The sequence below is a fragment of the Sphingobium sp. CECT 9361 genome (assembly GCF_918741285.1).
Taxonomy (GTDB): Bacteria; Pseudomonadota; Alphaproteobacteria; order Sphingomonadales; family Sphingomonadaceae; genus Sphingobium.
Map to the genome: position 1 here is coordinate 160268 of NZ_CAKKNC010000006.1, position 21346 is coordinate 181613.

18 protein-coding genes and 1 pseudogene are annotated in these 21346 nt (G+C 57.1%); 6 read left to right on the top strand and 13 right to left on the bottom strand.

All coding sequences use genetic code 11. From position 1 onward, the window contains the following. Positions 1 to 4 precede the first annotated feature (4 nt). From LQ220_RS11190 to LQ220_RS11200, 3 genes and pseudogenes are all read right to left on the bottom strand, one after another. A complete protein-coding gene (locus tag LQ220_RS11190) occupies positions 5 to 895 on the bottom strand; it encodes a dioxygenase (RefSeq protein WP_230188422.1) in 891 nt (296 codons plus the stop codon). Positions 896 to 924: 29 nt separating this feature from the next. Beyond that, complete coding sequence (catC, locus tag LQ220_RS11195) at positions 925 to 1215, bottom strand: muconolactone Delta-isomerase (protein ID WP_230188368.1); 291 nt, start codon at positions 1213 to 1215, stop codon at positions 925 to 927. A gap of 4 nt (positions 1216 to 1219) precedes the next feature. Beyond that, positions 1220 to 2380 (bottom strand): annotated as a pseudogene (locus LQ220_RS11200) (muconate/chloromuconate family cycloisomerase). 111 nt (positions 2381 to 2491) lie between these two features. Here LQ220_RS11200 and LQ220_RS11205 point away from each other — a divergent pair. After that, a complete protein-coding gene (locus tag LQ220_RS11205; protein WP_230188369.1) occupies positions 2492 to 3394 on the top strand; it encodes a LysR family transcriptional regulator in 903 nt (300 codons plus the stop codon). Positions 3395 to 3499: 105 nt separating this feature from the next. Here the strand turns inward: LQ220_RS11205 and LQ220_RS11210 are convergent, their stop codons facing one another. Both LQ220_RS11210 and LQ220_RS11215 read right to left on the bottom strand, forming a co-directional pair. Beyond that, complete coding sequence (locus tag LQ220_RS11210; protein WP_230188370.1) at positions 3500 to 3937, bottom strand: MarR family winged helix-turn-helix transcriptional regulator; 438 nt, start codon at positions 3935 to 3937, stop codon at positions 3500 to 3502. 132 nt (positions 3938 to 4069) lie between these two features. Next, a complete protein-coding gene (locus tag LQ220_RS11215) occupies positions 4070 to 6331 on the bottom strand; it encodes a TonB-dependent receptor (protein ID WP_230188371.1) in 2262 nt (753 codons plus the stop codon). Positions 6332 to 6635: 304 nt separating this feature from the next. On the opposite strand from LQ220_RS11215, the gene LQ220_RS11220 reads away from it, so the two are divergent. Then, the gene (locus tag LQ220_RS11220) at positions 6636 to 7556 is read left to right on the top strand and encodes a helix-turn-helix domain-containing protein (protein ID WP_230188372.1); all 921 of its coding nucleotides are present in this window, start codon (positions 6636 to 6638) and stop codon (positions 7554 to 7556) included. 32 nt (positions 7557 to 7588) lie between these two features. On the opposite strand, the gene LQ220_RS11225 is transcribed toward LQ220_RS11220, so the two are convergent. The 3 genes from LQ220_RS11225 to LQ220_RS11235 are packed head-to-tail and all read right to left on the bottom strand — an operon-like array spanning position 7589 to position 10559. After that, positions 7589 to 8221: a TetR family transcriptional regulator gene (locus tag LQ220_RS11225; protein WP_230188373.1), complete on the bottom strand. Its 633-nt coding sequence runs from the start codon at positions 8219 to 8221 to the stop codon at positions 7589 to 7591. Next, the gene (locus LQ220_RS11230) at positions 8221 to 9264 is read right to left on the bottom strand and encodes a phosphotransferase (RefSeq protein ID WP_230188374.1); all 1044 of its coding nucleotides are present in this window, start codon (positions 9262 to 9264) and stop codon (positions 8221 to 8223) included. The genes LQ220_RS11225 and LQ220_RS11230 overlap by 1 nt, the downstream gene beginning before the upstream one ends. Positions 9265 to 9275: 11 nt before the next feature. Then, positions 9276 to 10559 carry an aminotransferase class III-fold pyridoxal phosphate-dependent enzyme gene (locus LQ220_RS11235; RefSeq protein WP_230188375.1) on the bottom strand — a complete coding sequence of 428 codons (1284 nt, stop codon included), beginning with the start codon at positions 10557 to 10559 and terminating at the stop codon, positions 9276 to 9278. A 368-nt stretch (positions 10560 to 10927) separates the two neighbouring features. On the opposite strand from LQ220_RS11235, the gene LQ220_RS11240 reads away from it, so the two are divergent. Then, a complete protein-coding gene (locus LQ220_RS11240) occupies positions 10928 to 11734 on the top strand; it encodes an SDR family oxidoreductase (RefSeq protein ID WP_230188376.1) in 807 nt (268 codons plus the stop codon). Positions 11735 to 11801: 67 nt separating this feature from the next. Here LQ220_RS11240 and LQ220_RS11245 read toward each other — a convergent pair whose 3' ends face one another. The 5 genes from LQ220_RS11245 to LQ220_RS11265 all read right to left on the bottom strand — a co-directional run bounded on the left by LQ220_RS11245 (position 11802) and on the right by LQ220_RS11265 (position 17914). Further along, complete coding sequence (locus LQ220_RS11245; RefSeq protein ID WP_230188377.1) at positions 11802 to 14024, bottom strand: TonB-dependent receptor; 2223 nt, start codon at positions 14022 to 14024, stop codon at positions 11802 to 11804. Between the two features lie 61 nt (positions 14025 to 14085). After that, positions 14086 to 14829 (bottom strand): SDR family NAD(P)-dependent oxidoreductase, encoded by a 744-nt coding sequence (locus LQ220_RS11250; RefSeq protein WP_230188378.1) that lies wholly within the window; start codon positions 14827 to 14829, stop codon positions 14086 to 14088. Continuing rightward, complete coding sequence (locus tag LQ220_RS11255) at positions 14826 to 15182, bottom strand: hypothetical protein (RefSeq protein ID WP_230188379.1); 357 nt, start codon at positions 15180 to 15182, stop codon at positions 14826 to 14828. The genes LQ220_RS11250 and LQ220_RS11255 overlap by 4 nt, the downstream gene beginning before the upstream one ends. A 23-nt stretch (positions 15183 to 15205) precedes the next feature. Next, entirely contained in the window at positions 15206 to 16393 is a 1188-nt protein-coding gene (locus tag LQ220_RS11260) for an acyl-CoA dehydrogenase family protein (RefSeq protein ID WP_230188380.1), read from the bottom strand. A gap of 411 nt (positions 16394 to 16804) precedes the next feature. Next, complete coding sequence (locus LQ220_RS11265; protein ID WP_230188381.1) at positions 16805 to 17914, bottom strand: class II histone deacetylase; 1110 nt, start codon at positions 17912 to 17914, stop codon at positions 16805 to 16807. A gap of 449 nt (positions 17915 to 18363) precedes the next feature. Between LQ220_RS11265 and LQ220_RS11270 the strand changes: the two genes are divergently transcribed. The 3 genes from LQ220_RS11270 (at position 18364) to LQ220_RS11280 (ending at position 21336) form a co-directional block, all read left to right on the top strand. Continuing rightward, entirely contained in the window at positions 18364 to 19503 is a 1140-nt protein-coding gene (locus LQ220_RS11270) for a tyramine oxidase subunit B (RefSeq protein ID WP_290369036.1), read from the top strand. A 65-nt stretch (positions 19504 to 19568) separates the two neighbouring features. Further along, on the top strand, positions 19569 to 19991 hold the full coding sequence (locus LQ220_RS11275; protein WP_230188382.1) for a RidA family protein: 423 nt from the start codon (positions 19569 to 19571) through the stop codon (positions 19989 to 19991). 46 nt (positions 19992 to 20037) lie between these two features. After that, the gene (locus LQ220_RS11280) at positions 20038 to 21336 is read left to right on the top strand and encodes an FAD-binding oxidoreductase (protein WP_230188383.1); all 1299 of its coding nucleotides are present in this window, start codon (positions 20038 to 20040) and stop codon (positions 21334 to 21336) included. The last annotated feature ends 10 nt before the right edge of the window (positions 21337 to 21346 follow it).

Sequence of the window (21346 nt, forward strand, 5' to 3'; positions counted from 1 at the left end):
TTCCTCAGGCGCTCGTTCGCACGCGTTGCGAGAAACCTTCCTCATCGGCCACCTCCGACCGCTGGAGCGTGAAGTCGAAGGCTATATGGGCGCTATCCCCTTGACGGTTCGGAACAGGTAGCAAACCTTCCCGCGTACCGAACGCGAAGTCGTCAGCGGCGAACGGATCGTCCCCAAAGTTGATCTGCGTGGTCAGCGTCCGATAGCCGGGCGCCTCAACAAAGAAGTGAACGTGCGCCGGTCGGTTCCCATGGCGGCCAAGCGCCGACATAAGCTGATCGGTCGCGCCGGCGGGAGGCACGCTGTAGCCGTTCGGCATCTTCGAGTTGAACGAGTAATGGCCGTCTGAGCCGAGCTTGATGCGGCGACGGTTGTTAAACGGCGTCTGCTCCCCGGTGGGATCGAAATGCGAGTAAAAGCCTTTCGAATTGGCATGCCAGACATGCAAGACTGCGTTCGTAACGGCCTCACCGTCAGGACCCATGACACGGCCCGTCATGTAGAGGGTTCCTGTATCATCCGGATCGCTTGTAAGGTTGGCATCGTTTTCGACTAGAGGCGCATTTTCGACGTAAAGCGGCCCTTCAATTGTGCGCGGCGTACCGCCGTCGCGACCGGCCTCCCGATCCTTGGCATCCATGTACAGATCCAGAAAATGCTCGAGCCCGACACCAGGCACGATAAGGCCCAGTTCGCCAGCGCCATTCTGCAGAAAGGCGATTGCCTGCCAAAACTCGCTTTCGTCGATGTCATGCTTGACGATCAATTCCATGGTGGACGCAAGCCAGTCGCGCAGGATCGCCTTCAGCCGGGGACTGCCGCCCGCTACCAACGTGCCGCTCGCGCGATCGAGAAGATCTTGTACAGGCTGGGTTTGAATAAAATCTACATGCATCATCCGTCTCCTAAATGTATGTGGTCGGTTCAGCGGTCGTCGTCATGGACGGACGAGGGATGCCGACAAAGCGCTGTCACTTTGATGTCCATGAAGGGATAGAGCGGCAAACCGGTCAGAATATCATGCAGCGCAGAACTGCTCTCCACGTCGAAAATGCTGACATTGCTATAGAGGCCCACAACGCGCCAGATATGGCGCCAAATGCCTGCGCGCTGGAGTTCCTGAAAGCGATCTTTCTCTGCCTGCTTGAGCTGCGCAAAGCGGTCAGCATCGTAGTCGTGTGGGACGTTCACGTCCATTTCTACCTTGAAGAGCATATGTTCAGCCTTTCTGTGCGCTGGCGATGCTAATGGTTGGCCGAGGCTCGGCATCTCGCCTGAGGAAAGCAATCCGCTGCTCATCTAGCGCAATGCCAAGGCCCGGGCCGTCGGGCACCTTGAGTTCAAAATCTCCGTAAACGAGAGGCGTCTCGAGGATTTCTTCAGTAAGCAGCAGCGGTCCGAATAGCTCGGTGCCGAATGCCAGCGTATCGAAAGTGGCAAAGACATGGGCCGACGCAATCGTTCCGACGCCTGCTTCCAACATTGTGCCGCCGTAAAGGGCAACACCGGCTGCATCTGCGATCGTTTGTACTGCCTTGGCAGCGACGAGGCCACCGGACTGCTCGATTTTCACTGCGAACACATCTGCCGCACCCCGGATAGAGAAATCGTAGGCATCCACCGGACCGTGCAACGCTTCGTCCGCCATGATCGGTATGATCCCCGCAGCCCGCAGCCGCGCCATCCCGGCTCGATTATTGCGGGAAATGGGCTGCTCTACGAGATCGCAACCGACAGCGGCCAACATCTTCATGCCCCGTAGCGCCGTGGTCTCATCCCAGGCCATGTTCACATCGACGCGGATGGAGGCACGATCGCCAAGCGCCCGCTTTATGGCGCCAACATGGGCCACGTCGTCAGCAAGCGCTTTCTTGCCGATCTTGAGTTTAAAAGCATTGTGCCGGCGGCTGTCGATCATCGCCTCAGCTTCAGCTATGTCGAGAGCGGTGTCCCCGCTGGCCAACGTCCAGAGCACTGGCAAACTGTCACGCACACGGCCGCCCAGCAATTCACTGATAGCAAGACCCGTACGCTTTCCCTATGCGTCGAAAAGCGCCGTCTCGATTGCACATTTCGCAAAATGATTGCCAACAATCGCCTTTGCCAAGGCCGCCATTACGCTTCCCGGACGAGCTGCATCGCTTGCACACAGGATTGGTGCGAAATAGGTGTCGATGGCAAGCTTGATGCCCTCCGGGCTTTCCTCGCCATAGGCAAGTCCGCCAATGGTGGTCGCCTCCCCGATGCCGACCACGCCATCGGCGCAATGCACCCTTACCAAGCATAAGGTCTGCCGATACATCGTCGTCATTGCAAGGACGTGAGGGCGGATCGTCGGCACATCGACGAGAATCGTTTCCACCCGTTCGATGGCTATCATCGGGCTCTCCATACTTGTGTTATCTCGACAGTACCGCGCGATATGCGCCAAAGCGAAGACTTGATGGGTCCTACACCATACTCTATAGGTATAGTCATGGAGCTACGACACTTGCGGTACTTTCTTGCTGTCGCGCAGGAAGGTAATTTTACACGGGCTGCGGAGATACTCGGCATCGCCCAGCCGCCGCTTAGCCGGCAAATCCGCGAGTTGGAGAGAGAATTGGGCGTCGAGTTGTTCGACCGGCAAAGCCGTCCGATCGTGTTGAGCGACGCAGGACGATTATTGCTAGAGCATGCTCAGCGGGTAATGAACGCAACACGGCTGCTCAAAGTAGCTGTCGAGCAGCACCGGTTAGGTGGCGGAAAGCGCTTCGTGATCGGATTCGTCGGGTCAACAATCTATGGCCCGGTGCCCGATCTCATTCGTCGCTTTCGCGAGGCTGCGCCGCAGGTCGAGGTTGATCTAGTGGAAATGAACACCGTGGTGCAGATCGCTGCTCTCAAAGCCGGTCGCATCGATGCGGGATTCGGGCGGCTGCGGTTCGAGGACCCCGCAATTCAGCGACGCCTGATTGCACGCGAGCGGCTATTGATGGCCTTGCCTGCCAATCACCCGCGAGGCCTCGAAGGCGGTCAGCCGATTAGCCTCACGCATGTGTCTGGCGAGATGCTAATCCTTTATCCTAACGAGCCTCGACCGAGCTACGCCGACCAACTGCTTGCAGTCCTTGAGGACCATGGGGTTCAGCCTGGCTCAACCCGCGAAGTTCGCGAACTACAGACCGCGCTCGGACTTGTCGCAGCGGGCGCCGGGATCGCCATCGTCCCAGCCGCAGTGCAGCGCCTGCGCCGCGACGACGTCGTCTATCGACCAATAGCAGAACGCGATGCGATCTCGCCCATCATCGTAAGCTGGCGGCTTGCCGATCAATCCGAGCTAACCCGATTATTGGAACGTCTCTGTGTCGAACTGGAGCAGGGTATGATGGCCGCACCCCTGATGACGGGGTAAATAATTACGTTGAGATGTTCTGAAAGAAGCCTCGGCTGGCAATGCTCTGACGTTATTCCAAGGCATGCGCCAGCCAAGGATTGTTCGCACATGGTGCGATCGGCGTCAGCTGCGCAAGCTGCTGTATATTCGCTCCAGCAGCTTGTTCAGGCGCGCTTCTTCGCTGCCGGAAACCTCCTCAAAAGCTCGTTCGTAGATCGCCTTCGCAACAGTCCAGGCGCGGGTGCGTGCCTCAAGACCGCGTTCCGTTAGGGACACGTCAGTTACACGGCCATCGCTGGCGCGAGGCGCACAGGCAACAAGGCCATCAGCCTCCATGCGCTGGATAATCTTAAGCATCGTTGGCAACTTGGCGATCGCGAGTTCGGCAATCTCGGTCACGCCGATGGCTTGGCCTGGCACCACACACATAAGCACACGCCACCGCGGGATATCCAGACCGATATCCCGCAAAGCAGGCTCAACCTTGCGGACATATTGTCCAGCAGTCTGGGTGATCCAGAAGAACGGCCACTCCCGCGCATTGAAATCACCGCCTTCCACAAACTTCTCCTGCAGCCTTTGCCTAATTCTGGAAAGGCTCATAGCTCTTTACGGCGATCACTCAACTGCGGCGTCAGACAGATTATTTTGGAAGATCAAAAAAGCGAGCCTCCGCCGGAGGCTCGCCCAAAGTCAGAACTTGAAGGCAGCCGAGATACCATAAGACGATGGCTCGCCGTAAATCTCCAAGCGGAAAAAGCTCACATTGTTCAGATATGTAAGATATTCCTTGTTCCAGATATTCTTGCCCCAAGCGGAGACTTCCCAGCCGCCCTCCTTGCTAGCAAGCGTTAACCGCGCGTTCTGAACCCAATAGGACGGTGCGCGATCAAAAACTTGGCCTGTCGCTTCGAGGAAGCGATTCCCCACGTAACGGAAGTCGGTGTTAGCGATCAGTTCGCGACCGGCGCCAATCTCAAAGCTCTTTTGCACCATGCCCTGGCCTGACCACTTGGGATTGTTGACAGGACGCTTGCCGTCGAGCGAAATCGGTCCGGCATAGGTGGTGATCACAGCGTCGGTGTTCCGAAAGCGGGAGTCCAGATAGCTGCCGCCAAGCCTGATCAGGAAGGTAGGCGTAGGCCGAAGCGTCACATCAGCCTCAACGCCATAGGTGCGCGATCCGCCGATATTGCGGGTGATCGGAACAAGCGGCGATGAGGGATCGTCGACGTTGGTCTGCAGATCCTTATAGTCATAAAAGAACGCCGAAACGTTGAGATCGAGCATCCGATTTAGCAGACGGGATTTGGAGCCGATCTCATACGCCGTCAGCCTTTCCGGATCGAAGCTGGTAATTACACCGCCGAAAGGAATGCTATAGCCCCCGCTGCGAAACCCACGCGAGATCGATGCGTAAACCAGTTGGTCCGGTGTGGGCTTCCAGTTGATGCCCGCACGAAACGACGTGGTGTCGTCGGTTCGACGATCGACCAGTGCATCCGCCGGGATCACCGGCGTGACGACATGCGTGCGTCCTGTAGGATCGTTTGCGCCCAGATAGGTCTGCGCGTCGATGGAAGTCCTGTCGCTGGTGTAGCGCAATCCGGCAATAAGGCTGAGCGTGTCGGTTAGCGCATATTCCGCGTTGCTGAACGCCGCCAAAGACCGGACCTTTTGCTTGAACGTCGCCGCCAGGCGAGGCGCAAACGGCGGCAGGCCAAGCAATGCGTTCTGGGAAAGATCGGCGCTGGTCACGTCCGTGATGGAGTCATGCTCGTAAAAGCCACCTACCAAAAGGTTCAGACGACCGAGCTTGGCGAAAAGGCGCAACTCCTGCGAGAACTGGTTGATACGGGCGTAATAATTCTGGTTAGCGGTGGCGTAAGGCGAATTGTCAGGATCGTCAGTCTGGTCCCGCTGGAAATAATCGAATGCCGTGATAGACGTGAGCGTGACAGGGCCCGCCTGATGCTCGACGCGGGCATAGCCACCATAGGCGTTATTGTTGGCGCCCTGCGGGTTATCAGCGGAAAGCTCGCGAATGCTTTGCGTTTCGCGCAGGCCAAGCGGGTTCGGTCCTGGCACGAATGGTCCGTATTTCAAGCATGCGCCGCGGTTCTTGCGGACTTCTCCGGTGAATACTTGGGGGCAAAGCGAGCCGTCCGGATTGAAGATGCCAGGACTTTTGTATGGGGTAAGTTCACTTTTATCGCGAAACGCATAGCCCATCAGCCGCACAGACGTGTTTGCGCCCTGCCACTTGAGCTGCAAGCGGCCAACCATCTGATTAGGCGCGCCATAATCTGCTCCCGTCAGGAGATTACGGTAAGGACCGCCACTGCCTTGCGCGACCAGATAAGATGCCCGAACCGCGACTTCATCGCTTAGTGCAGCGTTGACGAACCCGTCGACACGAGCACGGCCATGATTGTCGGCATTGAAGTTCATCCCGCCGCTCGTTTCGAACTCGGGCTCTTGCGTGTAGTAGTTGACAGAGCCGCCGGTCGTGTTGCGACCGAACAGCGTACCTTGTGGTCCTTTCAATGCCTCGACCCGTTGGATGTCGAAGAAGGGCACGGTCGCCATGAACGGTTTGCTTTTGTAGACCTCATCCACGTGGATCGCGACCGGCGAGTCAAAGTTCGACGCAAATTCGTTAAGGCCGATGCCGCGTACAGTGAAAGCGGGCAAATTGACGCTGGTGGTGGCGACGACGCCCGTCAACTGGCTCGCAAGCGCTCCCACATCGGTTGCCTGGGAGCGGCGAAGGTCGTCCGCGCCGAAAACGGTAATAGCAATACCGACATCACGGACTGACTGGGCGCGCTTCTGCGCAGTGACCACGATTTCGGTAGTGGTATTGGCATCAGCTTCACTAGCTTGCTGCGCGAAGGCCGGCGCTCCAACTCCGAATGCTACGCTGCATAATAGGACGGCAGAAAATTTCTTCATGGCGATGGATCCCCTTTGGATATCGGACGCAGGTTGGCCCTCCTTTTTTTCGTTCACGGGGATTGGACCCGATGAAACTATGGCGGCTGCACGCCCTGCAAGCGCTAAGCTAAACGACTTTGTCATGAGGTTCCCGCTTGCGCGTGCCAAAAAAGCGTCTTGGGATGCCAAAGCGTGCAACTCTCTAAGACAGTCAGCGCACATCATTCAAATATACTTGAAAAGGAATGCAATCGAGGGGAACATCGACATGGAGGGGTGGATGCGAATCGCGGCCGCCCACGTTGCACGGGAATAGACCGGCATGTCGGGATCAGGAGCTTTAAACCGGTTCGAGCAGTCGTTGCGTGAAGCCTATGGCGTCTTCGACATCGAGCCGATAGGCACATCGCCTCGCGCGCGGGGCGGGATGAGTCCTATTGCTGCGGGGCCTTTTCGAGGCTTTCGTGTTCGTGCCCAAGGGGTACGGAGCATCCGCCCTGCCTTGTCAGGCGCATGGACGCACCAAGCATTCATTCTTATGTCTATGTCGGGTGACGTCTCTGTCCACCATTATGGCCGCTGTGTCTCACTCTGCGCTGGAGACCTAGTCCTTATGGACTCGCGGGAGGCCTGTACCATTGAGGTGGGTGATACGGGTACACAGTCGATGGTTCTTGCGCTGCCCCGTGAGATGCTTTCGAGTATGCGGCCGAACGCAGACACGCTCTATGGCCATCATGTCGCCGGGAAACGCGGCTCGACCCGTATGCTCTCTGCCATCCTGCAGACGCTACACTCGGATGGGGACGAGGATTATGGCGACGATGCCGTTGCAATGTCCGTAACGATGTCGCTTTTAGAGAACGCCCTCAATAGGTACGGTCCCGAGGAAGGCCGTCGTACACGCGCAAGCGAACAGATAGCGCGCATGCGCGAATGGGCCATGCCGCAGGTCAGCGACCCTGACTTCGATGTCGAAATGCTAGGCCATACATTCGGTTTGTCACGCCGCAGTCTGTATCGCCTGTTCGCCGAAAGCCGCACAACGCCCCACCGCTGGCTAGCCAACCTGCGTCTCGAACTGGCCCAGCGATGGCTCATGGACCCGACATCCCCGCATCGATCAGTCTGCCAGATCGCCTATGCTGCCGGTTTCAACGACAGCAGTCATTTTGCCCGACTGTTCAAGCGCCGCTTTGGGACACCACCTGCACAGTTGCGGACACAGAATTGGAGCAGCTAGAAACCCAAGGACAGTCGCCTAACTGACATCGGCTATGTCCGGTGCGGCATATACTTGGGGAGGTATAGCGCCAAATAAGCGCAACTCATCCGCTTTGCTTCCTCAACCATATTGTCCTCCAAGCGACCGCATTCCAAAAGTGAGAGACCGAACATCAGGTCTGCCGCCTCCACCGCGTGAAAAAATATGCGGCTGCGATCAGGAATTACGGGGAGGATGAACTGCGTATCGATCAGCGCTTCGATCAATCTGCTGGTATCCATGTCGGCTTGGCGACTAGATCGTTTGATAAGCGGTGGCGTCTGCGACGATAGCATCAGTTGTTGGGCTGCAGGATTATTATCAAAGAACGCCGCTGCACGATCGATAATCACAGCCATTGCCATCTCCCAGTTGTCTAGACGTGGCAGCGGGTGCTTAATCAACTCCTGTAATTCGGCGTCGAGCAACGCAACCAACTCTACATAAAGGCCCAGGGCGTCCTTATAGAAATGATACGCGGAGCTTTTTGGTACAGCAGCATGCGCAGCAATGTCTGCCAGCGTGATCTGGCTACTGTCATGCACGGCCAGCAGCTTACGGGCGGCAGCGAGCAAGGATTCCCTCCGCACGCGACCGCGCGCTTGCGTAGCACGAATAGCCCCTTCCATCACGAGAGCGCTCATTATCCAGTTCGGCCAGCAGTTGCTTTTTGACTAAGATAACGCTCCGCAACCAAGCAACAGCGCTCAACGAGAAACGGCCCAAGCTCGCGCGCTGTTTGTGTTTCGGGGCGCGTCTGCACCCAACCCAAGTAGGTTGTGCTGCGAAGGAACATAAATAATGGCAGCGTTGCCTCATGATCCTCAGGCAGTTTTCGCACAGTGCGATAGCCCTCGAACAGTGCACGCTCCATGATGGTGTAGGCCGGATGGTCCAGGTTAAAATAGAGGGCCGTAGCAAGATCGAACATATGCCAGCCAAAACCGCCATCGTCGAAATCGATCAATTTCAGCCTGCCATCCTCAATCAAGAGATTTTCGGGGACGAAATCGGCATGAATCAATCCATAATTATGCGAACCCTGACCGAAAGCCGCGAGGTCCAGCGCGGCTTGCGCACGCGCAGCGGAGAGCAGGGCGCGCTCCTCACTGCTCAGTAGCTCCAACTCCATGAAACGACCCCAGAAGGGATCGGGGCCGATCAATCCTTCGGCATCCCAGGCATGGCGCTCGAAATCCTCACCGAATTCCACCATCCCGACATGATCGTGCATCATTGCCGCGAGGACACCCGCATCGAAGAACAGCCGCTCAGCGCCAGCTTCGTCGAGGTTTAGCCCTTCCTCAGACGTGCCAGCGGGCGTGCCCGGCAACCAGCCAAGCACATCGATCTGCCGCGGTTCAGGTACGCCGGGGGCAGACACCGTTTCAAAGACATGCCCGTCCAGGCTGGGTAGGATGGGCGGCACCGCGATCCCACCCTCGGCAAGCGACTGCATCCATAGAAGTTCGGACCGTAGCGCCCTGTCACTATGGTAAGCGTGCCTGTGAACACGTACCGCGACCCGCTCGCCATCGTTGCGATGGGCCGAAAACACTGCATTCTCGCGATATTTGATTAGGCTAAGGTTATCATATTCGCCCGGCCATCGGGCCAGCGCGATGCGGGCAAGTTCTGCCAGACGAACAGCTTGGTCGTCCTCGCCAAGGGAATAGAAGTCGGTCATTATTGTCCCCGTCAAATCGAAGCGAGAGCGTCGTCGAGCGTGGCGAGTAGCCGGTCGGCATGCTCCTTCGCGAACACCATAGGTGGGCGCATCTTCAGGATATTGTCATGGCGGCCAATACGACTGATCAGCACACCATTCTCCCGCATCAAGTTCATGACCCGCTTCGTCTCCGCTGTCGCCGGAGACCGATCAGCATCCCCCTTAACCAGATCAAGCCCGAAAAATAGTCCGCGGCCACGCACATTTCCCACGATCGAATGTTTGTCGGCGAGCGCTCTAAGCCCTGTCTTGACATATGCCCCGACGTTACGGGCATTTTCCAGCAGATGCTCGCGCTCCAGCACGTCCAACATGGCGGACGCGGCCGCAGCCGAGACCGGATTACCGCCGAACGTGTTGAAATAGGTCGCAGCGAGTCCGAAGCTATCAATGAGGTCGGTCGGACCGACCAGACCAGCAATCGGATGGCCATTGCCCATCGGCTTTCCCAACGTAGCGATGTCGGGCACCACGCCACTCAGTTGATGGCCCCACATCGCGTCCCCCGTCCGGCCAAATCCCGCCTGCACTTCGTCGGATATGAACAGCCCCCCGGCTGCCCGGACAATCTCAACCGCCTTGGCGACATAACCAGGAACCGGATCGTGCAGGCCTTCATTGGCAAATACCGTATCGATCAGCAGCGCGGCAATTTTGATACCGTCGGCCTGGAGCGATTTAACCGCTGCATCCACCTGAGCGGCAAATGAATTGGACAGTTCCTCGTCGCTGCGGTCGTGTCGGTCGCGATAAGGATCTGGAATGGCAACCTTGCGCGCAAACCGGGGAAAGGCTTCAGGCACGGGAAAGCAAGTCGTCACAGCTGCCAAAGTCTGTGAATTGCCATGATAGCTGAAATCGCTGACGATGATGCCATCCCCGCCGGTGCGGTAGCGCGCCATGCGCAACGCGAGTTCGTTTGCTTCGGTGCCGGAACACGTGAAGACGGCACTCGACAGGCTGGAATCAAAGGTCGCCGTCAGGCGCTCGGCGTAAGCGACCACCGTTTCATGCAAATATCGGCTATGGACATTAAGCGTCGCTGCCTGTTTCGCGATAGCCTCGACCACGTGTGGGTGGCAATGTCCCACATGGGGAACATTGTTATAGACATCGAGATATTCGCGACCATCGGCATCGGTAACCCACACGCCTTTTCCGCTCACAAGATGGACAGGTCGTTCGTAGAACAACGGGGCATTGCGGCCTAGCACATGGTAGCGGCGCTCGAGCAGCGCTTCATCGGAAGACATTTACGATCCTTTCACTGGACGCCGAAACACGATGGCGGCGGGCAGGTAATGCAAAGCCAGCAAGGCCACTGTATTGCGACGCAATGGCGAAACCGCCCTAGCGTGTGACCAGCAGCGCTCCAAAAAAGTATAGCGGCCCCCCTCAGGGCAACCGCAAATACGCCTTAGCAGCAGCGTCGAAGACGTGCCGCCCGTAAGCGGGATATTATCGCTCCAATGCACACCGGCCTCCCGAGCTATCGTCACGCACAACCATATAACAATTTGTACTCCAGTCCAATTAAAACTGGCATATTCAACTAAATTGCAATATTTTGCCGTCGATGGATATTTTTTAGCAAACCCAATTCCACTGCAAGGAGACGCAAATGAGCGAGGCCGTTGTATCTGAAAAGCCAGTAGTCATAGTGACCGGTGGCGGTAGCGGTATCGGAGCAGCAGCGGCGCGCAGGCTGTCTCGCGATTGGCAGGTCGTGATTTGCGGACGTCGCCGAGAGCCGCTGGATATCGTGGCAGCCGAAACGGGCGCAGCCGTCTTTACGACCGATGTTGGCGATCCCACAGCGTCGATTCTATTGGTCAAACAAGTCATTGAACGGTTCGGTCGACTGGATGGCCTTGTGCTCAACGCGGGCATCCTCATAAATGCGACCTTCAGCGAAATGAGCCTGGACGCCTGGAACCAGCAAATAGGGATTAACCTCACCGGCCCCTTCGTCATGACGCAAGCGGCGTTACCTCATCTTCTCGCAAGCAAGGGTGCAGTCGTTGCGATTACTTCGGTTGGTAGCGTCCAGACCGGGCCTGGTCTTGCGGCCTACTCGGCCTCGAAGGCTGGGCTTCAGCTAATGACGCAGGCACTCGCATATGAGCATGCCCGCGACGGCCTTAGAGCAAACATTGTAGCACCGGGCTGGATCCGCACCGAAATGGGTGATGAGGAGATGGAGACGATGCATATCGCCGACGATCTTGAAGGCGCCTATGCAAAGGTCAGCGAGCATGTACCGGCGCGACGTGCCGGCAGTTCCGCCGAGGCTGCCGATGCCATTGCCTGGCTACTCTCCCCCGCCTCGTCTTTCGTTAATGGTGCGGTGCTGGCCGTAGATGGCGGATCGCTCATTGCGAACGTTGGCATGACCTATTTTGACAAGCTCGTGGAGAACGACGGCTGAGAGCCGGATCTTGCAAACGAAAAAGGGGCGGCCAATGGCCGCCCCTTTTTTTTCATAGTCCGCCTTTTTAGAGACGCCGCGTGATGCTTGCGCCGAACCAGCGCGGTCGAGCGTAGGTCTGCTGCGTGAAACCGAACGGACCCGACAGGTCGAGATTATACAGCCTATACTCTTTGTCAGTCAGGTTCGACACAAAGCCTGCCAGTTCCCACTTGCGATCGTCAAAGGCATAGCTCACCCGCGCATTGCCGACGACGCGGCCTGGTTGGCGATCGACGGGCGCGTTGAAGGTCGAGAAATATTGGGCGCTATCATATTTCCAGTCCGTCTGAAGCGCTAAGGTGCCATCGCCTACGGATGCCTCGTAACGGATCAGTCCGCCGACGCTAAGCTTGGGTGCCTGCGGCATGCGAGTGTCGGCGACGCGGCCCGACGGTAGCGACACGCCCTTCACCTTGCTGTCGAGATAAGTTGCGAAGGCGGACAGGTACAGACCATCAACTGGACGCGTGTTGAACTCAAGCTCCAGCCCCTTGATCGTGGCATCCTTGTTCCGAACGGCCAAGGCAATCCCAATCAATTCAAAAGCCTGGTAATCCTGATAGTCATAATAGAACGCTGCAAGATTAAGGTGCGTTGTGCGCCCCAGGGTCAGCTTCACACCGCCTTCATAATCGGTCAGCACCTCTTCCTTGAAAGGAATAGTGCTAAGATCGACCGGGTTGAAGGCCGGGGTACCAAAGCCACCGCCCTTGATACCGCGATTAACGCTTGCGTAGATCAGCGTGTCGTCATTCGGGGTAAAGTTGATACCGACCTTGCCCGAATAGTCATTGAAGCTCTGCCGTGCCATCTTGCCAACGCTTGCGCGATTGAAGGTGAAATCGACGACGCCATTTTCCATGTGGGTAAAGTCGAGTGTCTTCCGGTCGGCTGAATAGCGCAGCCCGCCGACGAGGGTGAACTGGTCACTGACCGAATATTCAAGCTGACCGAATGCCGCAAGTGAAGTCGTCTTGAGTCGGCCACCATAAACCTCGTCCAACCCGATCGCGGAAAGGTCAGTATTGTAGTCGTTGTCACTGATGATTTTGATCGCATAGCCACCGACCACCCAGTTCAATCTGTCGCTATTCCCGGAGAGCCGAAGCTCCTGCGAATATTGATCAAGGTTCTGTGCGGTAAAGTAACGGAAAATGGACTGCGGCGACATGTCGCCATCTTCTCCGTAAAGCTTTTTCAAATATTGATAGTCGCTGATCGATGTGAGCGTGACGTCACCTAAATCCTGCTCATAGCGAAGCGTCCCGCTCCAAAACGTACGACTGAAGCTGTTGGGGCCGTCGAACGCGACCCGATAGGGGTCCGATCCTGCCTGAGCGTATCCGAACATGTCGCAACCGTTGCACGTACCAAACGGATTATCGTTCGGGCCGACATATTCGCCAAGACCGTCGGCATTCGCGACGGCGCTACGGTGGCTATACAGACCGCCATTTCGTTCCTTGTCGTTACGCATGCCCTGAATCTTGAGGTTGAACGACCCTGTCTCTCCGACATCACCGGCAAGCTGGAGACGACCGGCGTAGAAGCGGGAATTTCCGATGTCCTTGCCCGTGCTATTCTTGATATAGCCGTCGCGATGCTCCGTCGTGAAAGACAAGCGAGCGCGCAAGCCATCGCTGATAGGACCACTGATCGCGCCCTCCGTTGCGATCTGCCCATAGCTGCCGCCGGTGACCGTCAGAAAGCCTGAAAGCGCCCGGGTTGGCTTTGCCGAGACGATCTGAACAAGTCCACCCGTAGCGTTTCGACCGAACAAAGTACCTTGTGGACCGCGCAACATTTCAACGCGCTCAAGATCGAATGTCTGCCCGGCAATAGCGCCAAGTGCACTGACATAAACTTCGTCGTTGTAGAAGGCGATCGGTGCCTCCTGAGTATCGGCAAAATCATTTTGCGAGACGCCACGGATGTTGAATACCGTGAGCGTTGGGCTGTAGGCGAGGATCTGCAAGCTCGGCAGCTTTGCAGCAATCGCAGATATGTCCTGACGACCGAGGTCGGCCAAGCCATCGCGACCCAATGCACTGATCGCAAGGCTGACTTTTTGGATGTTCTGCTCGCGTTTCTGCGCGGTCACGACTAGATCGCCCAAGCCATCTGACGAGGTATTTGTTGCGGCGCCCCCCTGCGAAACGGCGTCCTGCGCGGCTGCAATCGTCGGCATTCCGGCAAGCATTGTCGCCCCGAAAAGCACGCTGCGGATAATTCCCTTAACCTGAACCATATCCATTTCCCCCTTATTTTTAACGTGATCCCTCGAAGCAGTTTCTTCGATGGGGCAATTGTCAACGCATGTAGAGACCGCCATTGATGTCGATGGTCGCACCTGTGATGAAGCCTGCATCTCTTGCACAGAGCCGCGTCACCATCGATCCTACGAAAGCAGGGTCGCCGAGGGTGCCAACAGGTACGTTCGCCTTGAACTGCTCCATTCTGTCAGGCGAGATGGTCTCATGGACCATTGGTGTGTCGAGCGGCCCCGGCGCGATGGCGTTGGCCGTGACGCCAAATGGCGCCAGATCGCGAGCGAACACTTTGGTTAGCGTAATGATACCGCCTTTCGAAGCGGCATAGTGTGCGCCCGTTGCCGTTCCACCATTTTGCCCGGCCAGAGAAGCGAGATTGACCATGCGGCCATAGCCCCGCGCTTTGAAGAGGCGGCCAAAGACTTGGCTGCCAATGAACGTTCCCCGAAGATTGACTGCGATGACTGCGTCGAACTCTTCGGGGGTAATGTCCAACACCGGTTTTGCCGCCGTGGCTGCCGCATTATTGACGAGGGCTTCGACCGAACCCCAACGCGCAAGCAAGGCGTCGCGCGCAGCGGCGAAGGCCGATTCCTGCCTTACATCGAGAGGCAAGCCAATGGCCGAATCGCCACTTGGGTCAATTGCCTCGGCCGCTCTTCTCGCACCAGCCTCGTCGATATCGCCGATCGCTACACGAAAGCCGGCCGCGTGAAGCGCATGCGCGATGGCAAGCCCCACCCCGCTCGCGCCGCCCGTTACCAGTGCGACGTCGGCACTCATTCGGGAATCACCAGCTCACGCCCAATGCGAGCCTCCACGCGAATGTAGCGCCACAAGCGGTGTTCGCCGATCTCTATCGTGCGGAACAGATTGCAGGCGGCAACGACGGTATCACGATCAGGTACGTCGGCGAGAATGTAGAAAGTCCAGGGCCAGCCATTAGGCGAGGTACCGACCATCGTCTGATCGTCATCAATGGTGCCGAGAATCTCGACACCAGGCAGATCGCGAATACCTTTGAGCATCTCACCTGTGGCGGCCCAGACTTTTCCGATCTCGCCACTCGGCAAATCAAAGAAATTCTGAAGGACCGCACCGCAGAACAATACGCGTAGCTTTGACTTTTGCGACATAGCTTGAAAATCCTCTTATGTAATCAGGGGAAACCTGGAGGCGATTCCATACCGAGCAGGACGCGCCCAGCGTTCTGCCAGGTACCGTCCGCTAGGAAAGCATGCTGCGGCACGACCATCGCATCCTGCATGTGGCGTGCAATCATATGGTCATGGACAATACCAGTGGTGCCGCTCAGGCGGTATACCGCAAGTGCGACATCAGCTCCGGTGCGCGCGGCGTTAGTCGACGCCAGGCGCAGCAACGCACGCTGCCGCGCAGTGAGTTCGTCCCCGGCCAGTAAAGTGGTATAAGCTTCTTCTGTGATTTCGTAAAAGAAAGCACGGGCTGAACGAAGAAGCGCCTCTGCCTTGGCAATATCGGTCTGAAAATAGGGGCGCTCAGCAAAGTTCGCAGCACCCGTTATAGATCCCCGCGCGCCCGCCATATCGCTTAGCACGTCGATCGCACCGCGGGCGGTGCCGAGCGCCACCACGGCCAGCACTTGCGCCGCAAGAGCCATCGTCGGATATTGACAAAGGGGTTCGTCGAGGCTGGATTTACCACCGCGAATGAAGGTCCAATCCCTGGACACGACCACGCGATCGACAACCATGTCGTGGCTGCCGGTTCCTTTCATCCCGATCACATCCCAATTTGGTTCGATCTGCACTTTCGAAGCCGGCATGACCGCAATCAGAGGCAGGCCGCCACTGGCATCGCCATCAACCTTAATGCCGACGCCTATAATGTCGGCACCGGTGGAACCGCTGCCCCACGACCAGCGACCGGAAACCTCTAAACCACCTTCAACGACGGCCGCCTTTTGCGGCGGAAAGATGCCGCCTGCAAAGACGACATCAGGTCCGTCAGCATAGATTTGCTGGAGTGTCGCGACTGGAAGCGCCGATAGATAGACTGCGGAAAAGCCGAAGCTGGCGACCCAGCCAGCCGAGCCATCGACTTCAGACAACCGTTCCACCATGCGCAAGAAGGCCATGGGCGACAATTCGTCACCGCCCAATCGCTTGGTCACCAAGGCGCGGTAAAAACCTGCCTCACGCATCAACTGGACGACTTCAGCGCTAATTTGTTGGTCACGCGAAAATTGAGTGCGGTTCTTGCGAACGGCATCCAAGAGCCGTTCGAACGACTGGGCTTTTACTGCCTCTGCCGACATCTCTGCCTGAGATGTAATTATCATTTTAGTCTCCCGAAAGCGCATTTGCATGCCTCGGCTCTAATGCCGCTCTTCCCCGCTCACATTCATCCCCATAACTTGAATAGTCAACTATTATTTTCGACGCGAGCATATGTACACGGCTGCTTTAACGACACTATTGGGTCACTGCGCACTAAGCGCGATATACAAAGCTCCCCTGCAATAGCGGCCGTAGCCTGCGCTAAATGGCCGCCGTCGATCCATCGACCATCAGACTTGGCCTTCGGCTGACATTCTCCCGGGCGCCATTTCCAGGCAGCTTTGTTCGCAATGCCGCTGCTTTAGACGCAAGCGCCATTTGCCTGAGGCCGACATGCCGCCCGACCGCCAGAGCCGCTCCCCCAAGCGGAAGTACGTCGACGAGAATTCCCTAAAACTGATGGCCGGCCATGTCTTCGCCGGTCCAAGAAGGCTAACGTCCTATGCAGCGAACGTTCGCGCCAGACCTTCAACCCATTCGATCTGAAAAGCGGTCGTTTGCGGCCCAGGCTGCTGCGCCTGGAAGATTGCCAAGGTAGGGTCGACGACGTCACTCGTTTCTCCGCTGAGAGCTTCAACAATGGCCAAACCAAGAAATGGCACGCTTGCTTCTGAATAACCGCCTTCATGCACAACAACGAGCCGCCCGCCGCATAGCTGATCCGCGGCGTCCACCATTCGCTGTGTCATTACGCGGAATGTTTCGCTGTGAACCAACATCCTCGCCATAGGATCTGCAGCACCCGCATCTAGCCCGCTTGCAATGACGATCAGATCAGGTTGAAAGCGCTCCAGGGCGGGTAGCACGATGCGATCGATTGAAGCGATATAAGCGGCATCACCCGCGCCAGGGGGAAGCGAGATATTGATGTTCGCGCCCTCGCCCGCACCTTCACCACGATCAGCAATGCCGCTGTAGCCCGGTGGGAAGCAGTTCTCCTGATGGATAGAAATGGTCAGCGTATCATCGCGATCATAGTAAATCGACTGGGTGCCATTGCCATGATGAACGTCCCAATCAACTATGGCGACACGCCCCAAATCAAAATCGGCCCGGGCGGCTTCAACCGCGATCGGAATATTAGCCAGCACGCAAAATCCCATGGAGCGATCCGCGAGGCAATGATGCCCAGCGGGGCGACAAAGCGCATAGGCGCGGGAGACCTTCCCACTCATCACATCTGCCACGGCCGCCTTAGCAAGACCTGCGGAAATGCAAGCAATATCAAATCCCCCAGCGCTGAACGGCGCGAAATCACCTATATCGCCCCCGCCCTCAGCACTGACCTTCTTGAACTCATCAATATAGCGCTGGGTATGAACGCGGACGAGATCGGAGTTATCGACGGGGCTCCCCTTATCGACTGAGAGACGATCCAGAACCCCTGAAGTTTTCAAGAGAGATAGTAGCCGCCGCTTGGCGTCAGGCGTGTCAGCGCCAGCGACACCGCTTGGGGGCTGCACATAGCCCCCAACGGGCAAAAACAAGGCTTGCAGACCCACTGAGTGCCAGAAGGTCCACTCATCGGTATAGAAGCCGGTTTTCGTCATCACGATAATTCCTAAGTCATGCGTTTTTCAGCATTCTTTCGATCCCGGCATGCCGTGTCGCGACACAGAGTGCCTAATTTGCCGCTCCCCGTGCCATGATACTGTGCAAGCAGCGCCGGGACTATTTCCTTTCCTGCCGAATAGGCGAAATGCGAAATTCAGGTCGCTGTTGGTTGTCATGTGCCAAGAAGGCAATCCACTACATATATCTGTAATCAGCAGCGGGTTCGGTGAGATCCTTGACCGGGGCTCAGGTTGGTGGCGCAAATTATCGAATCTTTGACGCGAGACGCAATTGTAAGAGTCACCCCCGATAATGGTAATGCACCGACTGGCAACGGTTCTGTCACGGTAGTTGATGTCGGAAATCGACGCTCTGCCTGTTCGGGCCGCAGTGTGAAGGGGGCGCGGTCCACTGCGACGCGTCGGCAATAGCAGAAGGAAAATCCATGAGCGCTTCGACCAAAATCGATTTCATTTATTTGTCCGAGCCCGACATGATCAAGGCTGGCGTCACGGACATGCCTGCTTGCGTTGATACCATGGAAGAGATGTTTGGCCTCCTTTACCACGGCGACTATCGCATGGCCGGAGCGAACAGCGACTCCCATGGCGCGATGGTGACCTTTCCGGAAAGTTCGCCCTTTCCAGACATGCCGAAACCCACAGCCGATCGCCGGTTCATGGCGATGCCCGCCTATCTTGGCGGCCGCTTCCGCACCGCGGGAATGAAATGGTATGGTTCCAATATCGCGAACCGTGAAAAGGGGCTGCCGCGGTCGATTCTTACATTCATCCTCAACGACGCAGACACCTCGGCACCTTTGGCCTTTATGTCCGCGAACCTGCTGTCGGCATATCGTACGGGTGCCATACCTGGGGTCGGGGCACGCCATCTTGCTCGCAAGGATTCAAAAGTCGTCGGGCTTGTCGGACCCGGCGTCATGGGAAAGACAACGCTGATGGCACTCATGGCCGTCTGCCCCCAAATAGATACGATCAAAATCAAGGCTCGCGGCAAAGCAAGCCTTGATAGTTTTCTGTCCTGGCTAGGCGAAACCTTTCCTCAGATCGTAAATGTCGAAGTAGTGGATACGGTGGAGGCCGTTGTTCGCGGCGCAGACATTGTCACCTATTGCAACTCGGGCGAGACCGGTGATCCATCCAAATATCCAATAGTAAAGCGCGAGTGGGTGAAGCCCGGCGCCTTCCTGGTCATGCCCGCGAGCTGCCAGATGGACGAAGCTATGGAACATGGCGACATTAGAAAGGTCGTGGACAACACCGGTCTATACGAATGCTGGTTTGAGGAACTGCCCAAGCCTGCGCACGTCCACGTCCCGCTAATTGGCGTACGCTTCCTAGATATGATCGCCGAAGGTAAAATGACCAAGGAGCAGCTTGAGGATCTCGGCAAAATTGTCGCTGGCGAAGCGCCTGGTCGAAAGAACGATGATGAGATCATCATCATGTCGGTCGGCGGCATGCCGGTCGAAGATGTTGCATGGGGTACGGTCATCTACCGAAATGCGATCGAGCGGGGGATCGGTGTGCGCCTGAACCTGTGGGACGTCCCGGTCCTGCGCTGACCTCATGACAAATCGGCCTCACTCTTCGAGACCGGTTTGATCCATCACGCCTTTGCGGAGAACGTATGACTAAGCTCATCAAGATCAAAACCGGCAACAAGTTCGAGGAAATGGGAAGCTATTCACGGCTTGTTGCGGTCGGCGATTGGATTTTCGTATCGAATACAGCGGGCCGCAATCCGGAAACTCAGGAAATCGCTGAGGATGTGACTGAGCAAACCCACCAGGTGTTTGCTAATGTCGAACGCGCCCTTGCGGCCGTTGGCGCGACTCTGGCGGATGTCGTGGTCTCACGTGTATTTATACAGGAGCCGTCCGACACCGTGGCCGTTATGACAGTCGTGGGTGAGAAGTTTCGCGGCATCGATCCGGCAAGTACGGTGACCTGCCCTCCGCTCGGCTCTACCATCTACAAAGTGGAAATCGAGATGACGGCCTTCCGCGGAGCCGGACAGGCAGAAACGGAGCGGCGTACCCAGGCTCTCTAATTAACTCAATCGGATCGCCCTTTCCCGCCAATTTAGGAACACCGTCGTGGCTCCAAACATCGCACCCGTCCAGACAAGCCAGCAGCATCCCAAAAGTACGACCGTGGTGATCATTGGCGGTGGGATCGTCGGGCTGATGGCCGCTCTCAGCCTAAGCGAGCGGGGCATCCCTGTTGTACTGCTCGAAAAAGGAAAGCTTGCGGGCGAGCAATCCTCTCGAAATCTGGGGTGGGTGCGCAAGACAAGTCGTGCGGCAGCCGATGTTCCGATGGCGACGGCTTCAGATCGGCTTTGGGCGAACCTTTCCAAACGCCTTGATGCCGACCTTGGCTATAGCCAGACCGGGATAATGTTTCTGGCGGCGTCCGAGAACGAAATGGCCGCCCATGCGGCATGGAAGAAATCGGTCGACCATCTCGCGCTCGATACGCAACTGTTAAGCAATCGCGAAATTGACAGTCTTGTGCCAGGCGGTCGAGGCAATTGGGCGGGCGCCATTTACACTCCGTCTGACGGGCGAGCAGAACCGTCTCTTGCCGCCAGTGCCATAGCGGCAGGCGCGATACGCAATGGCGCAATTATCGTCGAGAACTGCGCGGTTCGCACACTTTCGCTGTCTGGCGGAAAAGTAAACGGCGTCGTCACAGAGTTTGGAGAGATCCGGTGCGATCAAGTCCTGCTGGCAGGAGGGATGTGGTCGCGCCGTTTCTTGAGCAAGCACAAGGTGAACCTGCCGACATTGCCGCTCGTATTATCTGTGATGCGCACGGCGCCGATGGACGGCCCAACAGAGATCGCGACCGGCGGTCCCGATTTCTCTTTCCGCAAGCGCCTGGACGGCGGCTTTACGATTTCTCAGCGTGGCGCAGTCAAAGCGCCCCTCACTCTCGACCACCTTTTACTCGGCACCCGGTTTTTGCCAGCCCTTAAGCATCAGCGCCATTTGCTCCGCATATCGCTTGGTCGGGAATTCTTCTCCGACCTGCTGTTGCGCCGTGGATGGTCGGGGAGCCAGACATCCCCCTTTGAGCGTGTGCGGACGATGGACCCGCCGGTGGATGCAGGAATAAACGCCGAAGCAATGCGAAACATCAGCGCAGCCTGGCCAATATTCGAACACGCAAAGATAATCGAGACTTGGGCAGGCATGATGGATGTTACCCCGGATTCCTTGCCCGTCGTCGGACCGGTGTCGCAAGTTCCCGGCCTCATGCTCGCTACGGGCTTTTCTGGACACGGCTTTGGCACCGCTCCTGCAGCAGGGCAACTCGCAGCCGATCTGTTGACCGGCGACAGCCCCATAATAGATCCGTATCCCTATCGGCTGGAACGCTTTGAGGGCTGATTGCGGCAGA